This is a genomic window from Streptomyces sp. NPDC006208 (assembly GCF_040613775.1).
Lineage (GTDB): Bacteria > Actinomycetota > Actinomycetes > Streptomycetales > Streptomycetaceae > Streptomyces.
Genome location: NZ_JBEXSW010000005.1, coordinates 138,049 through 153,946, shown reverse-complemented (window position 1 = coordinate 153,946; position 15,898 = coordinate 138,049). Strand labels below are relative to the sequence as shown.

General features: G+C 68.9%; 15 protein-coding genes. 6 read left to right on the top strand and 9 right to left on the bottom strand.

Annotated features, from left to right (window positions below; all coding sequences use genetic code 11):
- Window positions 1-78: 78 nt before the first annotated feature.
- Both ABZ208_RS05615 and ABZ208_RS05610 read right to left on the bottom strand, forming a co-directional pair.
- Complete coding sequence (locus ABZ208_RS05615) at window positions 79-1,116, bottom strand: iron-siderophore ABC transporter substrate-binding protein (protein ID WP_356908287.1); 1,038 nt, start codon at window positions 1,114-1,116, stop codon at window positions 79-81.
- A gap of 121 nt (window positions 1,117-1,237) precedes the next feature.
- Window positions 1,238-2,590 (bottom strand): lysine N(6)-hydroxylase/L-ornithine N(5)-oxygenase family protein, encoded by a 1,353-nt coding sequence (locus tag ABZ208_RS05610; protein WP_356908286.1) that lies wholly within the window; start codon window positions 2,588-2,590, stop codon window positions 1,238-1,240.
- 248 nt (window positions 2,591-2,838) lie between these two features.
- Here ABZ208_RS05610 and ABZ208_RS05605 point away from each other — a divergent pair, with 248 nt between their 5' ends.
- Together ABZ208_RS05605 and ddaH are read left to right on the top strand one after the other, a co-directional pair.
- Window positions 2,839-3,786, top strand: a complete 948-nt coding sequence (locus ABZ208_RS05605) for a methionyl-tRNA formyltransferase (protein WP_356908285.1) — start codon at window positions 2,839-2,841, stop codon at window positions 3,784-3,786.
- A gap of 18 nt (window positions 3,787-3,804) precedes the next feature.
- Window positions 3,805-4,617 carry a dimethylargininase gene (gene ddaH, locus ABZ208_RS05600; RefSeq protein WP_356908284.1) on the top strand — a complete coding sequence of 271 codons (813 nt, stop codon included), beginning with the start codon at window positions 3,805-3,807 and terminating at the stop codon, window positions 4,615-4,617.
- Between the two features lie 333 nt (window positions 4,618-4,950).
- Here ddaH and ABZ208_RS05595 read toward each other — a convergent pair whose 3' ends face one another.
- Entirely contained in the window at window positions 4,951-6,357 is a 1,407-nt protein-coding gene (locus tag ABZ208_RS05595) for a short-chain fatty acyl-CoA regulator family protein (RefSeq protein WP_356908283.1), read from the bottom strand.
- A gap of 440 nt (window positions 6,358-6,797) precedes the next feature.
- On the opposite strand from ABZ208_RS05595, the gene aceA reads away from it, so the two are divergent.
- The 3 genes from aceA (at window position 6,798) to ABZ208_RS05580 (ending at window position 10,671) form a co-directional block, all read left to right on the top strand.
- Complete coding sequence (gene aceA / locus ABZ208_RS05590) at window positions 6,798-8,087, top strand: isocitrate lyase (RefSeq protein ID WP_356908282.1); 1,290 nt, start codon at window positions 6,798-6,800, stop codon at window positions 8,085-8,087.
- A gap of 125 nt (window positions 8,088-8,212) precedes the next feature.
- Window positions 8,213-9,805: a malate synthase A gene (aceB, locus tag ABZ208_RS05585; protein ID WP_356908281.1), complete on the top strand. Its 1,593-nt coding sequence runs from the start codon at window positions 8,213-8,215 to the stop codon at window positions 9,803-9,805.
- Window positions 9,802-10,671, top strand: a complete 870-nt coding sequence (locus tag ABZ208_RS05580; protein ID WP_356908280.1) for a 3-hydroxybutyryl-CoA dehydrogenase — start codon at window positions 9,802-9,804, stop codon at window positions 10,669-10,671. Before aceB ends, ABZ208_RS05580 begins: the two co-directional genes overlap by 4 nt.
- Before the next feature lie 287 nt (window positions 10,672-10,958).
- On the opposite strand, the gene ABZ208_RS05575 is transcribed toward ABZ208_RS05580, so the two are convergent.
- Window positions 10,959-11,162 (bottom strand): cold-shock protein, encoded by a 204-nt coding sequence (locus tag ABZ208_RS05575; protein WP_328392907.1) that lies wholly within the window; start codon window positions 11,160-11,162, stop codon window positions 10,959-10,961.
- 291 nt (window positions 11,163-11,453) lie between these two features.
- Complete coding sequence (locus tag ABZ208_RS05570; RefSeq protein WP_356908279.1) at window positions 11,454-11,792, bottom strand: MerR family transcriptional regulator; 339 nt, start codon at window positions 11,790-11,792, stop codon at window positions 11,454-11,456.
- Between the two features lie 564 nt (window positions 11,793-12,356).
- On the opposite strand from ABZ208_RS05570, the gene ABZ208_RS05565 reads away from it, so the two are divergent.
- The gene (locus ABZ208_RS05565) at window positions 12,357-12,731 is read left to right on the top strand and encodes a hypothetical protein (protein ID WP_356908278.1); all 375 of its coding nucleotides are present in this window, start codon (window positions 12,357-12,359) and stop codon (window positions 12,729-12,731) included.
- Between the two features lie 176 nt (window positions 12,732-12,907).
- On the opposite strand, the gene ABZ208_RS05560 is transcribed toward ABZ208_RS05565, so the two are convergent.
- The 4 genes from ABZ208_RS05560 to ABZ208_RS05545 form a co-directional block, all read right to left on the bottom strand.
- Window positions 12,908-13,189, bottom strand: a complete 282-nt coding sequence (locus ABZ208_RS05560) for an SCO5918 family protein (protein WP_356908277.1) — start codon at window positions 13,187-13,189, stop codon at window positions 12,908-12,910.
- A gap of 50 nt (window positions 13,190-13,239) precedes the next feature.
- Window positions 13,240-13,575: a CBS domain-containing protein gene (locus ABZ208_RS05555; protein ID WP_356908340.1), complete on the bottom strand. Its 336-nt coding sequence runs from the start codon at window positions 13,573-13,575 to the stop codon at window positions 13,240-13,242.
- Between the two features lie 116 nt (window positions 13,576-13,691).
- Window positions 13,692-15,194: a DEAD/DEAH box helicase gene (locus ABZ208_RS05550; protein WP_356908276.1), complete on the bottom strand. Its 1,503-nt coding sequence runs from the start codon at window positions 15,192-15,194 to the stop codon at window positions 13,692-13,694.
- A gap of 369 nt (window positions 15,195-15,563) precedes the next feature.
- Window positions 15,564-15,767 carry a cold-shock protein gene (locus ABZ208_RS05545; protein ID WP_030224351.1) on the bottom strand — a complete coding sequence of 68 codons (204 nt, stop codon included), beginning with the start codon at window positions 15,765-15,767 and terminating at the stop codon, window positions 15,564-15,566.
- Between the last annotated feature and the right edge of the window lie 131 nt (window positions 15,768-15,898).

Below are 15,898 nucleotides of genomic sequence, written 5' to 3'. Positions count from 1 at the left end.
GCCGCGCCCGCCCGGACGGCCACCGGACGGGCGCGGTTGTGAGTGGTGGCCGGCTGCCGAGGCGCCCTGCCGTGGGCCTTACTTGATGGCCTCCAGCATCGGCACGACCTGGTCGATGGCGTACGGGATGGAGAGCACCGTGTTGAAGGAGAGCGCGGCGCCGATGTCCGGGCTGTCGTACGGCAGGAACAGGTCCCGCTTCTCCTGGTGGACCTTGGTCTTCTTGTACAGCGGGTCGGCCTTCATGGCCTTCTCGGTGTCAGGGGTGCCGAGCCAGACGGTACGGTCCGCCTCCATGGCATCCAGACGCTCGACGCTGAGGTCGGCGATGTTCTCCTTGCCGAGAGCCTTGCGGTAGGTCTCGGAGGTGGTGAAGCCCATCTCCGTCAGGAAGATGACCTTCGGGTCCTTGGGCGAGAACGCGGAGAACTTGCCCGGCTCATAGGGCTCGCCGACGGCGACGGTCTTGCCCTTCCACTCGGGGTGCTTGTCGCGGACAGCCTTGAAGCGGGCGTCGATGTCCGAGATCAGCTTCTCGGTCTCGCCGTCCTTGCCCAGCGCCTTGCCGATCTGGCGGGTCATGACCTGCCAGGGCGCCTGGTAGTCCTCGTGGCCCTTGGGCTGCGCGACGACCTTGGTGAACTTGGAGAGCGTTTCGTACTGCTCCTTCTTCATCCCCGAGTACTGGGCGATCACGAGGTCCGGCTTCAGCGCCGCGATCTTCTCGATGTTGTACTCGTCGCGCTCACCGACGATCTGCGGCGGCGTGGAGCCCCACTTGTCCTTCGCCCACGGCCACTTGCCGTACGGCTGCTCCTTGAACCAGTCCACCGAACCGACCGGCTTGACACCGAGCGCCAGCACCCCGTCCTGGTCCGAAAGACCCAGGGTGACGACCTTCTTCGGCTCCTTGTCGATCGTCGTGCTGCCGTACTTGTGCTCGAGTGTCACCGGGAACGCGGCGGACTTGGCGCCGGACTCCGCCGAGGGCTTGGACTCGGTCTTCTCGGTGCCGCCCCCACAGGCGGTCAGGGCGAACGCGGCGACGGCGGCGACGGCCGCTCGGGGGATGTTTCTGACGAGCCGCGTCAGCGCGGGACGTGTACCAATGGACACGAATGTTCCTTTCACGGTGGTTTCTTAGTGCATGCCACACCCGCCGTGTACGACGGCGCTAACGGCGGGCGGGGGCGTGTGGGGGGCTTGGCAGGTGGTCCCTCGGGAGGGAGCAGAGCCTCTAGCGGGCCGTACCGATGCCGTCAGCGACAGGCTGGGCGGCGGCCGGAGCGGCCTTGAGACCGCGGTCGATGATCGAGCCCAGGATCTCGCCGACCCTGATCGCCGTGTTGGACAGCAGGGACGACGTGATGCCGTGGGTGTGCTCGGTGCCGCCCTGGAGGTAGATACCGCAGCGCATTTCGGGGTGGCACGCGACACGGTAGTCGCGCTCGACCCGGACGCGGCCCTGGGCGTCGCGGTGGCAGCGGTCCCCGACCTCTCCGAGGAGGCCGACGGGGTCCGCCTGGCTGTAGCCGGTGGCGTAGACGACGACGTCGGCGTCGAGGGTGGTCTCCTCGCCGGTGACGAGCGACTTGACCCTGGCCCGGACGCTGTCGTGCGTCTCCTCGACGCCGGTGAGCCGGGAGACGTTGATGAAGCGCAGCCGCTCGGTGCCGAGGACCCGCTCCTGATACGCCTGCCGGTACAGGTCGTCGATCAGGTCGATGTCCACCACGGAGTAGTTGGTGTTCCCGTGGTAGTCCATCAGCTTGCGCTTGATGTCGTCGGGGGCCGTGTAGTACTCGTCCACCGCGGCCGGGTCGAAGATACGGTTGGCGAAGCTGCTGTCGTCGGCAGGACTGTAGCCGTAGCGGGAGAAGACGGCGCAGATCTCGGCTTCGGGGAAGCGGCGGTGCAGGTAGGCCACGTTCTCGGCGGCGCTCTGGCCGGCGCCGACGACGACGAAGCGGGAGGGGTTGGTGCCCTCCAGACCGTCGACCTTCTTCAGCAGCTCGGAGTTGTGCCAGACGCGGTCCGTCCGGTCCACACCCTCCGGCATGAGGGGACGCAGCCCGGTTCCGATGACGAGGTTGCGGGCCCGGTGGACCACGACCTCGGACCCCGAACGGGCCGTCACGTCCAGGTAGTCCACCACGCCGTCGCGCACGACGGGCTCGACGGCGATGACCTCGTGGCCGTAGGAGACCATGTCGTCGACCTTCGCCGCGGCCCACTCGAAATAGTCGTGGAACTCCACGCGGAGGGGGAACAGGTTCTTGTGGTTGACGAAGTCGACGAGGCGGCCCTTGCTCTGCAGGTAGCAGAGGAAGCTGTACTCGCTGGCCGGATTCCGCAGCGTCACCAGGTCCTTGAGGAAGGACACCTGCATGGTCGCGTCGTCGATCAGCATCCCGCGGTGCCAGCCGAAGCTCGGCTGCTGCTCGAAGAAGTGAGCGGTGACCGCCTCCTGCCTGCCGACGCGTGCATTGTGCTCGCCGAGCGCTATCGCCATGGCCACATTGGACGGCCCGAAGCCGATACCAATGAGGTCGTGGACCAAAGGTGCGTCGCCAGGAAGAACCTGAGACATGTCACTCCCATCGTGCGGGACAGCCGCCTGTGAGGCGTGGGTGAGAACGAGGCGTCGGGCACACCGGAAGCGGCGGCCGAGCGGAACTTAGGTAAAGCTAACCTGATCTGGCCAACCTGTCACGTGGACAAAACGGGCAAGGCGCCGATCACGACGTCAACCACCATGAGATTCATGGCGTGTTGCACCCTTAGGTAAGCCTTGCTTTACTGAGCGCCGGTCTATCGCTCGTTTCTAGGAGGAACCCCATGCGGGTCGTCATGTTCGGTTATCAGACCTGGGGGCACCGCACCCTGCAAGCGCTCCTGGACTCCGAGCACGACGTGGTGATGGTCGTGACGCATCCCAAGAGCGAGCACGCCTACGAGAAGATCTGGAGCGACTCGGTCGCCGACCTGGCCGAGGAGCACGGCGTCCCTGTCGTCATCCGCAACAGGCCGGACGACGAGGAGCTGTTCCAGCGGCTCAAGGAGGCCGACCCGGACATCATCGTGGCCAACAACTGGCGCACGTGGATCCCGCCGCGCATCTTCAGCCTTCCCCGGCACGGCACGCTGAACATCCACGACTCGCTGCTGCCCAAGTACGCCGGCTTCTCGCCACTGATCTGGGCCCTCATCAACGGCGAGCCCGAGGTGGGCGTCACGGCCCACATGATGGACGACGAGCTCGACGCGGGCGACGTCGTCCAGCAGCGTGCAGTCACCGTCGAGCCGACGGACACGGCCACCGATCTGTTCCACAAGACGGTCGACCTCATCGCCCCGGTCACGATCGGCGCTCTCGACCTGATCGCCTCCGGACAGGCCGAGTTCACCAAGCAGGACCGCTCCCAGGCCAGCTTCTTCCACAAGCGGTCCGAGGAGGACATCCGCATTGACTGGAACTGGCCGGCCGAGGACCTCGAGCGCCTTGTCCGCGCCCAGTCCGCCCCGTACCCCAGCGCCTTCGCCTTCCACAAGGGCAAGCGCCTCGAAGTGGTCTCCGCCGTCGTGTCCCAAGGCCGCTACGGCGGCACCCCGGGCCGCATCTTCTACCGCGAGGGCGACGGCGTGGTGATCGTCGCCGGGGCCGACGCCCGCACGGGACGCAACCACGGTCTCGCCATCACCCGCGTACGGACCGAGGACGGCCACGTGATGCCGGCCCTCGAGTACTTCACCTCCATGGGCGGCTACCTCACCAGCCGTCCCTGACCATCGGAACCCACACCTATGCGTACCGCACGGCCGCGGCACTACCTCATGTGCCGGCCCAGCCACTTCGACGTGGTCTACTCCATCAACCCGTGGATGGACCCGAAGAAGCCCGTCGACACCCAACTGGCCATCACACAGTGGGAACAACTGCGCCAGGTCTACCTCGACCTCGGCCACACCGTCGATCTGATCGATCCGCTGCCCGGCCTGCCCGACATGGTCTTCGCCGCCAACGGCGCCACGGTCATCGACGGCCGCGCCCTGGTGGCGCGGTTCCGCGACGCCGAACGGGTGGACGAGGCTCCGGCGTACCGCGACTGGCTTCGCGACCACGGCTTCACCTCCCTGCACACCGCCGGTTTCGTCAACGAGGGTGAGGGCGACTACCTGTTCACCGGTGACTGGCTGCTCGCGGGCACCGGCTTCCGGAGTGACCCGCGCTCGCACGGCGAGGCCCAGGAGTACTTCGAGCGTCCGGTGATCAGCCTGCGTCTCGTCGATCCGCGTTACTACCACCTGGACACCGCGCTCGCCGTCCTCGACGAGAGGACCATTGCCTACTACCCGGCGGCCTTCTCCCCGGGCAGCCGCGCGGTCCTGCAACGGCTCTTCCCGGACGCAATCACTGCCACCGAAGCCGACGCGGCGGTCTTCGCGCTCAACGCCACGTCCGACGGCTGCAACGTGGTGCTGCCGCACAACGCGACCGGACTCGCCGAGCAGCTCCGCAACCGCGGCTTCAACCCGATCGGCGTCGACCTGTCGGAACTCCTCAAGGCGGGCGGCAGCGTGAAGTGCTGCACGCTCGAGCTCCGCAGCGCCGTCTGAGCACCGGGGGGCCCAGACGGTCCTGGGCCCCCCGGCAGGTGGTGCCGCCGGGGGCCGAGGCGCCTGTGCAGACCACTGTCACAACTGGTGCACGGGCGCCGGCATCAGGCGGCAGCGGCGCCCCGTCACGCCGAACGCGTCCTCACCGATGTGCCCGAGCCTGAGTGGCTGAAAGCCGCTTTCCCGACCGGGTACACAGCCTGGCAGGAGGCGGCTTCTTGCTGCTCACGCCACGTCAAGAAGCGCGTCGGGGTCGCGTCGGACGAGCGTCGCGTTCGACGAAAGCCGACGCCGGTGTCCCGCAAAGCCACCGGAATTGCGACCTGTGTGGCGTCAGCCCGGGCCGCCGATCACGGGGTAGGGCACGAAGGTGGTGCTCTTCTCGTCGATCGCGAGAGGGCGGCCGAGCGCGGGAACGGCCCGCTGCGGGCAGTCGAGGCGCTCACAGATCCGGCACCCCATGCCGATCCGTGTGGCGGCCGAGGCGTTGTCCAGGTCGAGGCCGTCGGAGTAGACCAGGCGCCCGGCGTGGCGGATCTCGCAGCCGAGGCCGATGGCGAACGTCTTGCCGGGCTCGCCCCAGCCGCCGCGTTGGCGGGTAATGGCACGCGCGGTCCAGAGGTAGCGCTGTCCGTCCGGCATCGAGGCGATCTGGACGTGGATGCGGCCGGGGGCGGCGAAGGCCTCGTAGACGTTCCAGAGCGGGCAGGTGCCGCCGGCCCGGGAGAAGTGGAACCCGGTCGCGGACTGGCGTTTGGACATGTTGCCGGCGCGGTCCACGCGTACGAAGGAGAACGGAACCCCGCGCAAACGGGGCCGCTGGAGCGTGCTGAGCCGGTGGCAGACCGTCTCGTATCCGAGGCCGAACCGGTCGGTGAGGCGCTCGATGTCGTAGCGGTACTCCTCGGCGGCCGTATGGAAGGCCAGGTAGGGCAGGATCAGCGCGGCGGCGAAGTAGTTGGCGACACCGATCCTGGCGAGCGACCAGGTGGCCGAGTCCTGCTCGTAGTCCTCGGAGGCGAGACGGGACAGCTCGTCGTCGTATTCGAGCAGGGCGAGCTGGGTGGCCATCCGGAACGCCTGCTGCCCGGGGCGCAACCTGCTGGACAGATGCAGGACGCGGCCCGCCGGGTCGTAGTGGTGCAGCCGGTCGGAGTCGGACGCCAGGCGCACACCGTGCGTGTCGGCGAGGTGGGCGGCAAGCGCGCGCAGGACCTCACCGGGGCGGATCCCGATGGCGCGGGCCAACTCCTCGGCGGCGAGGTCGGTGTCGTGCAGGTAGTTCTGCCGGCGGTAGAAGAACTCGCGGATCTCCTCGTGCGGCGAGCGCGGCAAGGTGCTGTCGTCGAGGCCACGGCCGTCGCCCGCCTGGGCCAGCCGCTCGGCCAGCGCCTGGTTGCGGCGGCCCAGGTCGACCAGGACTTCGGCGACGGCCGGCATACGGGCCGCCAGGTCCGCGAGGTCGGATGCGGAGACACGGGCCTCGGCCACCTCGTTGGCCAGTGCCTCCCGCAGATCGGCGAGCAGTCTGCTGGTGTCCCTCTCGGAGAAGAAGCCCGGGTCCACACCGAATGCCTCGGTCAGCCGCAGCAGCACGGGCACGGTCAGCGGGCGCGCGTCGTGCTCCATCTGGTTCAGGTAGCTCGGCGAGATGGCCAGTATCCGGGCCAGCTCGGCCTGGCTGAGCCGCCGCTCCTCCCTCAGCCTTCGCAGCCGCGCTCCGGCATAGGTCTTGCTCACTGCGCTCCCCGTCGTCGGCCTGCCGGCTGCGGCGCCGCTGTTGCTGCGCGCACGGACGCACACCGCGACCGTCCGGTGTGCCCCTCCTCGGTGTGGGTTCAAGCCTACGCTCACTGCCTTCGAAACCGACGTTGGCAAAGTTGGCAATCCGGGTGCGAAAGATTCGCACAACTTGGCACACAGCCACCATTGATGGCACTCGGTGCCACTGCCAGAGTCGTGTTGCGGCCCGCCGGACCCGGCAGCCGGAGCGGATCATCGGGCACGATTCACGCCCTGACGTCGGAGGTCTCGGCGATTTCGCCCCAGCAGCCCGCAGCATTGCTCACCTTCACTCGGGCACCGGCAGGCGGGCCGCACCACGAGGCACGACACCCAGTGTCATGCCTTCGCAACAGTTGACGAACACGGCACCATCGAGGAATCCGGGAGAGACGGTCATGGCACAGACAGGGACAGCAACGGAGACGGCCGAACAGCTGACGCAGCGGTGGGCCACCGACTCCCGCTGGAAGGGGATCGAGCGCACCTACACTGCCGACGAGGTCGTGCGGCTGTCCGGCAGCGTCCGCGAGGAGCACACGCTGGCCCGGCGGGGCGCCGAGCGGCTGTGGCGGCAGCTGCACGACCTCGACTACGTCCACGCGCTGGGCGCCCTGACCGGCGGCCAGGCCGTGCAGCAGGTGAAGGCCGGACTCCAGGCCATCTATCTCTCGGGCTGGCAGGTGGCCGCCGACGCCAACCAGGCCGGCCACACCTACCCCGACCAGAGCCTCTACCCCGTCAACTCCGTCCCGCAGGTGGTACGCCGGATCAACAACGCCCTGCTGCGCGCCGACCAGATCGCCACCGCCGAGGGCGGCACGGACACCACCGACTGGCTCGCGCCGATCGTCGCCGACGCCGAGGCCGGCTTCGGCGGCCCGCTCAACGCCTTCGAACTGACCAAGGCAATGATCGCCGCCGGCGCCGCGGGCATCCACTACGAGGACCAGCTCGCCTCCGAGAAGAAGTGCGGCCACCTCGGCGGCAAGGTCCTCGTCCCCACCTCCCAGCACATCCGCACACTCAACGCGGCCCGCCTCGCCGCCGACATCGCCGACGTCCCGACCGTGATCGTCGCCCGCACCGACGCGCTCGCCGCGAACCTGCTCACCAGCGACGTCGACGAGCGTGACGCACAGTTCGTCACCGGCGAACGCACCGCCGAGGGCTTCTACCGCGTGCAGAACGGCATGGCCCCCGTCATCGCCCGCGGCCTCGCCTACGCCCCCTACGCCGACCTCATCTGGGTCGAGACCGGCACCCCGGACCTGGCGCAGGCCCGCGAGTTCGCCGAGGCCGTCCACGCCGAGCACCCCGACCAGATGCTGGCGTACAACTGCTCGCCCTCCTTCAACTGGAAGGCCGCCCTGGACGACGACCAGATCGCCAAGTTCCAGCGCGAACTCGGCGCCATGGGCTACAGGTTCCAGTTCATCACCCTGGCCGGCTTCCACTCCCTCAACCACGGCATGTTCGACCTGGCCCGCGGCTACGCCGAGCACGGCATGCCCGCCTATGTCGACCTCCAGGAGCGCGAGTTCGCCGCCCAGGAGCACGGCTTCACCGCCGTCAAGCACCAGCGCGAGGTCGGGACCGGCTACTTCGACCTCGTCTCCACCGCCGTCAACCCCGCCTCCTCCACCACGGCGCTGACCGGCTCCACCGAGGAAGAGCAGTTCCACTAGAAGCGGCCCGGGCCGGCCTCCGGGCCGGCCACCCCGCACCCGCACATCGAGCGCACCCGTGTCCAGCTGGGGCCCCGGACGACCGTCCCCGTCCGGCCCCCAGCGCTCCCGCTGAGGAGTCCTCCTTGTCCACCACCGCACTGACCGGTCGTATCCAGGTCCTCGGGGCACCCGGCGACCGCTTCGACGAGATCCTCACGCCCCAGGCCCTGGACTTCGTCGCCCGCCTCGACGCCGCCTTCACCAACCATCGGTTCGAGCTCTTCGCCGAACGGCGCCGCCTGGCAGGCCGGCTCGCCTCCGGCTTCCCCCTCGACTTCTCCAGCGCCACCGCGGGTGTCCGCAACGACCCCGACTGGCGTGTCGCCCCGCCCGCACCTGGGCTGACCGACCGCCGGGTGGAGATCACCGGGCCTCCGGACCGTCGGACCGCCGTAGCCGCGCTCACCTCGGGTGCCCAGGTGTGGATGGCGGACTTCGAGGACGGCACGTCCCCCACCTGGGACAACATCATCGGCGGCCAGCTCACCCTGCTCGACGCGGTCGAACGGCGGCTCGACCTCGCCCCGGCGGCAGGAACGGAGTACCCGTCAGGCACTGATCTCGCCACCATCATGGTCCGTCCACGCGGCTGGCACCTCACCGAGAAGCACCTGGTGATCGACGACCGCCCGCTGTCCGCGTCACTGGTCGACTTCGGCCTGTACTTCTTCCACTGCGCACAGCGGCAGATCGACGCGGGCAGCGGCCCGTACTTCTGTCTCCCGAAACTGGAACACCGCGACGAGGCGCGCCTGTGGAACGACGTGTTCGTCCTCGCCCAGGAGCTGCTCGGCATCCCGCGCGGCACCATCCGGGCGACGGTGCACATCGAGACGGTCACCGCGGCTCTGGAGATGGAGGAGATCCTCTACAAGCTGCGCGAGCACAGCGCCGGCCTCAACGCGGGGCGCTGGGACTACCTCTTCAGCCTGATCAAGAACTTCGCCCACCGCCCGGACTTCACGCTCCCCGACCGCGACCGGGTCACCATGACAGTGCCGTTCCTCCGGGCGTACACCGAACTGCTCGTACGCACCTGCCACAAACGCGGAGCCCACGCCATCGGCGGCATGGCGGCGCATGTCCCCCTCCAGGACGCCGCGGCGAACGAAGCCGCACGCGCCAGGGTCCGGCTCGACAAGGAACGCGAGGCCGAGGACGGCTTCGACGGAACCTGGGTCGCCCACCCGGCACTCGTCCCGCTGTGCCGAGACGTTTTCACCGGCGTCCTCGGCGACCGCCCTCACCAACTGGACCGCATGCGCGAAGACGTCCATGTCACCGCCGACGACCTGCTTGCTGTCCGGCGCACGGCGGGCCCGCCGACCACCGACGGCGTCCGTTCCAGCATCGCCCTCGCCCTGCGCTACTTCGACGCCTGGCTGCGCGGCGAGGGCGCCGTCCACAAGGACGGCCACATGGAGGACGCCGCGGCGGCGGAGATCGCCCGCAGCCAGGTCTGGCAGTGGATACGGCACGGGGCCGTCAGCCGGGAGACCGTTCTCACCGTCCTCGACGAGGAACTGGCCGCCCTGGGCGCGCAGTACCCGTGGGCCCGGGTCGAGGACGTCCGGGAGATCTTCGAGCGCACCGCACTCGCCAGGACACTGCCCTCGTTCTTCACCGCCGACGCCTACGCGCGTCACCTCGTCCACCGCCAGGAGGCACAGTCATGAGCGCACTGATCCCCAGGGTCGGCGTGGTCGGCGGCGGACAGATGGGCGCCGGGATCGCGGAGGTCTGCGCACGCGCCGGCCTGGACACCGTGGTCTGTGAGGCAGACGCCACAGCCGCCCGGCGGGCCCGGGAAAGAGTCGCGATGTCGCTCGAACGTGGCGTCCAGCGGGGCAAGCTGGACCGGCTGACCGCCGAGGACGCTCTGGCCCGCCTGGTCTTCACCGGCAGCCTGGACGACCTGGCCGACCGGCAGCTGGTCGTCGAAGCGGTCGTCGAGAACACCGACGCCAAGACCGAGATCTTCACGGCCCTGGACAAGATCGTCGAGGACCCCGGGGCGGTTCTCGCGACCAACACCTCGTCCATCCCGGTCATGCGTCTGGGCATGGCCACCCGCCGCGCCGACCGCGTCCTCGGGCTGCACTTCTTCAACCCTGTGCCGGTGCTGCCCCTCGTCGAGGTCGTCGCGTCCCTGCACACGGCACCCGCGGCGATCGCCACCGTGGAGGAGTTCGCCCGCACGACCCTGGGCAAGACGGTGGTCCGCTCCCAGGACCGGGCAGGATTCGTCGTCAACGCCCTGCTCGTGCCCTATCTGCTGTCAGCGGTCCGGATGGCCGAATCGGGATTCGCCACGGCCGCCGACATCGACGCGGGCATGGAGCTGGGCTGCGCGCATCCCATGGGACCGCTGAGGCTGGCGGACCTGATCGGACTCGACACCGTGGCCGCCATCTCGGAGTCGCTGTACGAAGAGTTCAAGGAACCTCTCTACGCCCCGCCGGCACTGCTGCAACGCATGGTGGAGGCGGGACTGCTGGGCCGCAAGAGCGGCCGCGGGTTCCATACCTACGACCAGGGCTGAGGGGCCTGGGTCGGCGGTCGTGGGCGTGATACCCACGGCTGCTGTGGAAGCGGGGCGCGGGACGGTCGGAGTGAGCCGTCCCGCGCCCTGCTCGCGAGCACGAACACCGGTCGCGCCACGCTCACCCGCACGGTGCCGTACCCGCCGGTGCCGTGCGCGCCCCGGCCGTGCCGGACCGGACACGACCCTGACACCGGGCGGCAGACTCCCGCCGAGGGCAGGACCCGCTCATGTACAAGCGCGGTGCGTCAGCTGCTGATTCTCGCGGTCGGGTCTGAACTCGAGGTTCAGGCAGGGGTGATGTTCTCCGCCTGCGGGCCCTTCTGCCCCTGGACGATGTCGAACGTCACGGCCTGGCCCTCCTGGAGCTCGCGGTAGCCCGAGGCGTTGATCGCTGAGTAGTGGGCGAAGACGTCGGGGCCTCCGCCGTCCTGGGCGATGAAGCCGAAGCCCTTCTCGGCGTTGAACCACTTCACAGTTCCGGTAGCCATGGTCATGCCTTCCAGTCGATGGTCGCTTCCCACGCCACGCGGGAGCGGAGGTGATCGCCTTGGTCCTTCGGCACGGCACAGCAAACCGCCCGCACCACGGGTGCGGGCAGGGGCACTTCGAACCACGACAGCTACCGCAGACGCTACACGGCGCCACCCTCCGTGACCATAAGAAACGATCACACAGCACAGAAGAAAAGAGGCGGCAGGGTCGGCGTGCTGCACCACGGTACGGGGCGACGGCCCACGGACCCAGGACCCCGGCCGGCCCGGACCACCACGCTCACTGGATCAGGCGTCGGTCCCGGTGCGCGGTTCGGCTGCGGCACGGCGGTACTCGGCGTTGATGCGCTGGGCCTCCTCGAGCTGGTCCTCGAGGATGATGATGCGGCAGGCGGCCTCGATAGGAGTGCCCTGGTCGACGAGTTCGCGGGCTCGGGCGGCGAGGCGCAGCTGGTAGCGGGAGTAGCGGCGGTGTCCGCCCTCCGAACGCAGCGGGGTGATCAGGCGGGCTTCACCCAGGGAGCGAAGGAAGCCGGGTGTGGTGCCGAGCATTTCGGCGGCCCGCCCCATGGTGTACGCGGGGTAGTCATCGTCGTCGAGACGTCCGAGCGGGTTCTCTGCTGTCATTTCACCTCTTCAGGAACGCGTGGAGAGGCCCTGGTGCCGTACGGCACCAGGGCCCCGAAGGAAATTCAACACCATCTGCCGGGGCTTTCTGCTGCGCCGGCCTTCTGTTCCGCACGCCCGCCCGGGAGAGGACGGGGATGCGGGGATCGCGGATGCGTGACCGTGGACCACCTGCCGTTCCGGGGTCGTGTGGTACCCGGGGCCGTGTCCTTCTCGCCCGGGCGATCCTGATGGCGGTTGCCTCCTCCGTTCTTCCTCCGAACGAACTACTTGCCGAACTTCATCTGCTGCAACCCGCCAGTTCGTGTCTGCCGGGTACGGTTTGACCTTGTCGACAGGAGAAACCTTAACCACAAGGCAGAGCAATGTCTACTCTGGCGAACACAGATTTCATGATGTCGAGGCGGGGGATCTGTGTCCGCAACAGCAGGTGACCCTGCCTGGCAACACCGCCGCGGTGAGGGAGAGGGTGCCGCCCCGTCCGTCGGCCGCACGCGGGCACAAGGTGCGCATCCGCCGCCCCGGCGCAGGTCGGGCGCGGCCGCTTGGGTAGGATGCGTATTCATGTCGAACCCTGATGCACTGCTCGTTGCCGTTGCCACCAAAGTGGAGTCCGAGCAGTCAAATCAGATGTCCCTGACCGTGGTTACCGGTGGCGCTGTCATCACTGGGCGGCTGGCCCCCGAGGCAGTGTGGAGGCAGCGCGTGGCCGAGGTCCTGACGGACTCGGCCCGTCTCGGCCCCTTCTCCGGCATCTTCAGGGCCACCGAGCCCGGACGCCGGCCCAATGAGCACGAGCCTCCCACGCATCTGCACTTCCACGTCGCCAGGATTCTTCAGGGCAGCACCGGGATTCCCGAAACGGGCGGCATGTATCGCGTCGCGATCAAGGACGTGAGCGCCTGGACCGTAGGGGACTTCAGCTACTCCGATCACTGAGCAGCTCATCCGCACCGGTTGTCCTGCTCCGGCCGACCGTACGGCTCTCGCATCGCCGGCCGGCCGTGAAAAGCGTTGAGGGCCCGCCGACTCGTGTCGGCGGGCCCTCAACGCTGTCTGCTCCCGGCTTCCCGATGCGCCGCCCGGTTACGCGGCTGCCGGGTGCCGGACCGTGTTCATGCGATCTCGAACGGAGCGAGGGCCCGGGCCGCCGGCTCGGCCTTGGGGACCGCACGACAGGTGAAGCCCAGCGCGCTCAGCGCCCTGGTCACCTCGCCGGCTGTGAAGTCACGCCGGTCCTGACGGGTGATGACGGCGCCTACTTGTTTGACGGGGTAGTGGCGACGGCCGATGATCACGGAGTCGCCCGTGACGGGTTCGGGCGTGATGCCCTTCATCGAGGCCATCACCCCGCTCTTGGTCAGCTCGAACGGGAAGCGGGCGATGATGCAGCGCATGGAGCCTCACAGGCAGAGGGGAACGATTCCGCGGTCCTGACGGGGCGGGATCAAGAAAAGAGGGCGAGGACGCCCAGGGCGTAGCCGTCGGTGTCCACGACCGGGGAAGCTCCGAGCTGCCGGTCCCGCATCGCAAGCTCGGCAACACGCACGGGCGTCACGGACGAGGTGAACGGTCCGTGGTCGTAGGCGATCGCCCGCAGGCGGGTGCGATCGGTGTACGAGGAACGGCTCCGCGCAGCCATGAGCTGGTCCTTGGTCACCATTCCGGCGCACCGGCCGTCCTCGTCGCACAGGAGCAGGTGCCCAGCGCGGGAACTGACAAGTACGGACAGGGCGACCTCGACCGTCATGTCGTCGTGGACCTGCGGTCCGAACGGCCTCATGGCATCGGCCGCCGTGACAAGGACTTCCGCCTCGCAGGGGTGCGTCTGAACCAGCGTCACAGGTACCTCCTGGATGGGTGGGCTGCCGGGTCGAGCCAGAGCCGTGCCACCGTGGACTAGGCAGCCCCGGCACGGGCGGACTGCCGCCGGGACCCGCCCGGTACCGTGCCCGTCCTGTTGGTCGTGCGTCGCCCCTGAGCGGGGCGGCTGCGCCGGCCGCGCGGGCCGGAGTCGCTGCGCCTGGGGCGTTCGGCCACCGGCGCGGTGATGACGACGGGTACGCCGGAGGGGGCCTGGGCGCCGGTGATCCGGCTCAACTCGGCCTCCCCCGATCGGACCTGGGCGATCTGCGGCGTGATGCCGGCATCTCTCATCAGGCGGCTCATCCCCCGGCGCTGGTCGGGCGTGACCAGGGTGACGACGCTGCCGGATTCACCGGCGCGGGCGGTACGTCCACCGCGGTGCAGGTAGTCCTTGTGGTCAGTCGGCGGATCCACGTTGACGACCAGGTCGAGGTTGTCGACGTGGATGCCGCGCGCCGCGACGTTGGTGGCGACCAGCACGGTGACATGGCCGGTCTTGAAATGCGCCAGCGTACGGGTGCGCTGTGGCTGGGACTTGCCGCCGTGCAGCGCCGCTGCGCGTACACCGCTGTTCAGCAGGTGCTTGGTGAGCTGATCGACGGCGTGCTTGGTGTCCAGGAACATGATCACACGGCCGTCGCGGGCCGCGATCTCCGTCGTGGTCGCATGCTTGTCGGTGCCGTGGACGTGGAGGACGTGGTGCTCCATCGTGGTGACCGCACCGGCGGAGGGATCGACCGAGTGGACCACCGGATCGTGCAGGTAGCGGCGCACCAGCAGATCGACGTTGCGGTCCAGGGTGGCGGAGAACAGCATCCGCTGGCCGCCGGGGCGTACCTGGTCGAGGAGCTGGGTGACCTGAGGCATGAAGCCCATGTCGGCCATCTGGTCGGCCTCGTCCAGGACCGTGACGCCCACCCGGTCCAGGTGGCAGTCGCCGCGCTCGATGAGGTCTTGCAGACGCCCCGGGGTCGCGACGACGACCTCGGCGCCGGCGCGCAGGGCGCCGGCCTGGCGGCCGATCGACATGCCGCCGACCACAGTCGTCAGCCGCAGTCCGAGCGACTGTGCGTAAGGAGTGAGGGCGTCGGTGACCTGCTGGGCCAGCTCACGCGTGGGAACGAGGACCAGAGCCAGCGGCCGACGGGGCTCGGCGCGCTGTCCGGCGGTCCGGGCCAGGAGCGCCAGCCCGAATGCGAGGGTCTTGCCCGATCCGGTACGGCCTCGGCCCAGGACGTCCCTTCCGGCCAGGGTGTTCGGCAGCGTGGCTCCCTGAATCGGGAACGGCTCCTTCATGCCGAGACCGGTGAGCACCCTCAGGACCTCGACCGGCAGGTTCAGCTCTTCGAAGGTCGCGGCTGCGGGAAGAGCGGGGGTCATGGTCACCGGCAGGGCGAACTCACCTTGAGGCGCGGCCGGACGGCGGCCGTAGCCTGCAGACCGGGTCGGCGCGCCTGAGCGGCGGCCCCCACCGGAGCCGGAGCCGCCGGTGCGGGTACGGGAGTAGCGGTCATTTGTGCGTGTCGTTCGGTTCATACAAACCTTCCTCGATACGGCACGCATCAAGGAATTCTCGCAGCATTGAGCAGCGCGCGGAATTGCAAGAACGAGCCGAGTACATACGAATGCGAATCCGGCCGGCAGGAAGCACCGTGGCCGAGCGGCCGAAACGGGTGGCCCGGACCGGGCAGAGAAACCGGCGCGCCGAGCGGGAGAGATCCGACGGACTTGGATACGGAGCCCTGGGCAGCGCAGCCGGCCGTGCGGTGAAACGGGGCCCACGGATCGCTCCGCCGGCGAAAAGGTCACGGCAGGATGCGGGGGCGGGGGCTGCGCCCTGAGAAAGCACGCAGCCGGGGCCCGCACCCCAAGGTGCGGGCCCCGGCTACGACGTACGCGTCAGCTTCAGGCCGGAACGATGTTCTCGGCGGTCGGGCCCTTCTGGCCCTGCGCGATGTCGAAGCTCACCTTCTGGCCTTCCTGCAGCTCGCGGAAGCCCTGGGCGGCGATGTTCGAGTAGTGGGCGAACACGTCAGCGCCGCCACCGTCCTGCTCGATGAAGCCGAATCCCTTTTCAGCGTTGAACCACTTCACGGTGCCAGTAGCCATGTCATATCTCCTTCGGGGCAGTGCCCAGAGGTCCGCACTGTGCGAACCTCGAGTCGCCGCGATGATTGCCCCGCCCGGAAAGCACCGGAAGTACAAAAGCACTCTCACACGGGGAGAACCCGGTGAGGGCA

What these genes read in the sequence shown, in the direction of transcription:
- ABZ208_RS05610 (WP_356908286.1), bottom strand. Translation starts at nt 2,590, where the DNA reads ATGTCTCAGGTTCTTCCTGGCGACGCACCTTTGGTCCACGACCTCATT.
- ABZ208_RS05605 (WP_356908285.1), top strand. Translation starts at nt 2,839, where the DNA reads ATGCGGGTCGTCATGTTCGGTTATCAGACCTGGGGGCACCGCACCCTG.
- ddaH (WP_356908284.1), top strand. Translation starts at nt 3,805, where the DNA reads ATGCGTACCGCACGGCCGCGGCACTACCTCATGTGCCGGCCCAGCCAC.
- aceA (WP_356908282.1), top strand. Translation starts at nt 6,798, where the DNA reads ATGGCACAGACAGGGACAGCAACGGAGACGGCCGAACAGCTGACGCAG.
- ABZ208_RS05580 (WP_356908280.1), top strand. Translation starts at nt 9,802, where the DNA reads ATGAGCGCACTGATCCCCAGGGTCGGCGTGGTCGGCGGCGGACAGATG.
- ABZ208_RS05575 (WP_328392907.1), bottom strand. Translation starts at nt 11,162, where the DNA reads ATGGCTACCGGAACTGTGAAGTGGTTCAACGCCGAGAAGGGCTTCGGC.
- ABZ208_RS05570 (WP_356908279.1), bottom strand. Translation starts at nt 11,792, where the DNA reads ATGACAGCAGAGAACCCGCTCGGACGTCTCGACGACGATGACTACCCC.
- ABZ208_RS05565 (WP_356908278.1), top strand. Translation starts at nt 12,357, where the DNA reads ATGTCGAACCCTGATGCACTGCTCGTTGCCGTTGCCACCAAAGTGGAG.
- ABZ208_RS05560 (WP_356908277.1), bottom strand. Translation starts at nt 13,189, where the DNA reads ATGCGCTGCATCATCGCCCGCTTCCCGTTCGAGCTGACCAAGAGCGGG.
- ABZ208_RS05555 (WP_356908340.1), bottom strand. Translation starts at nt 13,575, where the DNA reads ATGAGGCCGTTCGGACCGCAGGTCCACGACGACATGACGGTCGAGGTC.
- ABZ208_RS05550 (WP_356908276.1), bottom strand. Translation starts at nt 15,194, where the DNA reads ATGAACCGAACGACACGCACAAATGACCGCTACTCCCGTACCCGCACC.
- ABZ208_RS05545 (WP_030224351.1), bottom strand. Translation starts at nt 15,767, where the DNA reads ATGGCTACTGGCACCGTGAAGTGGTTCAACGCTGAAAAGGGATTCGGC.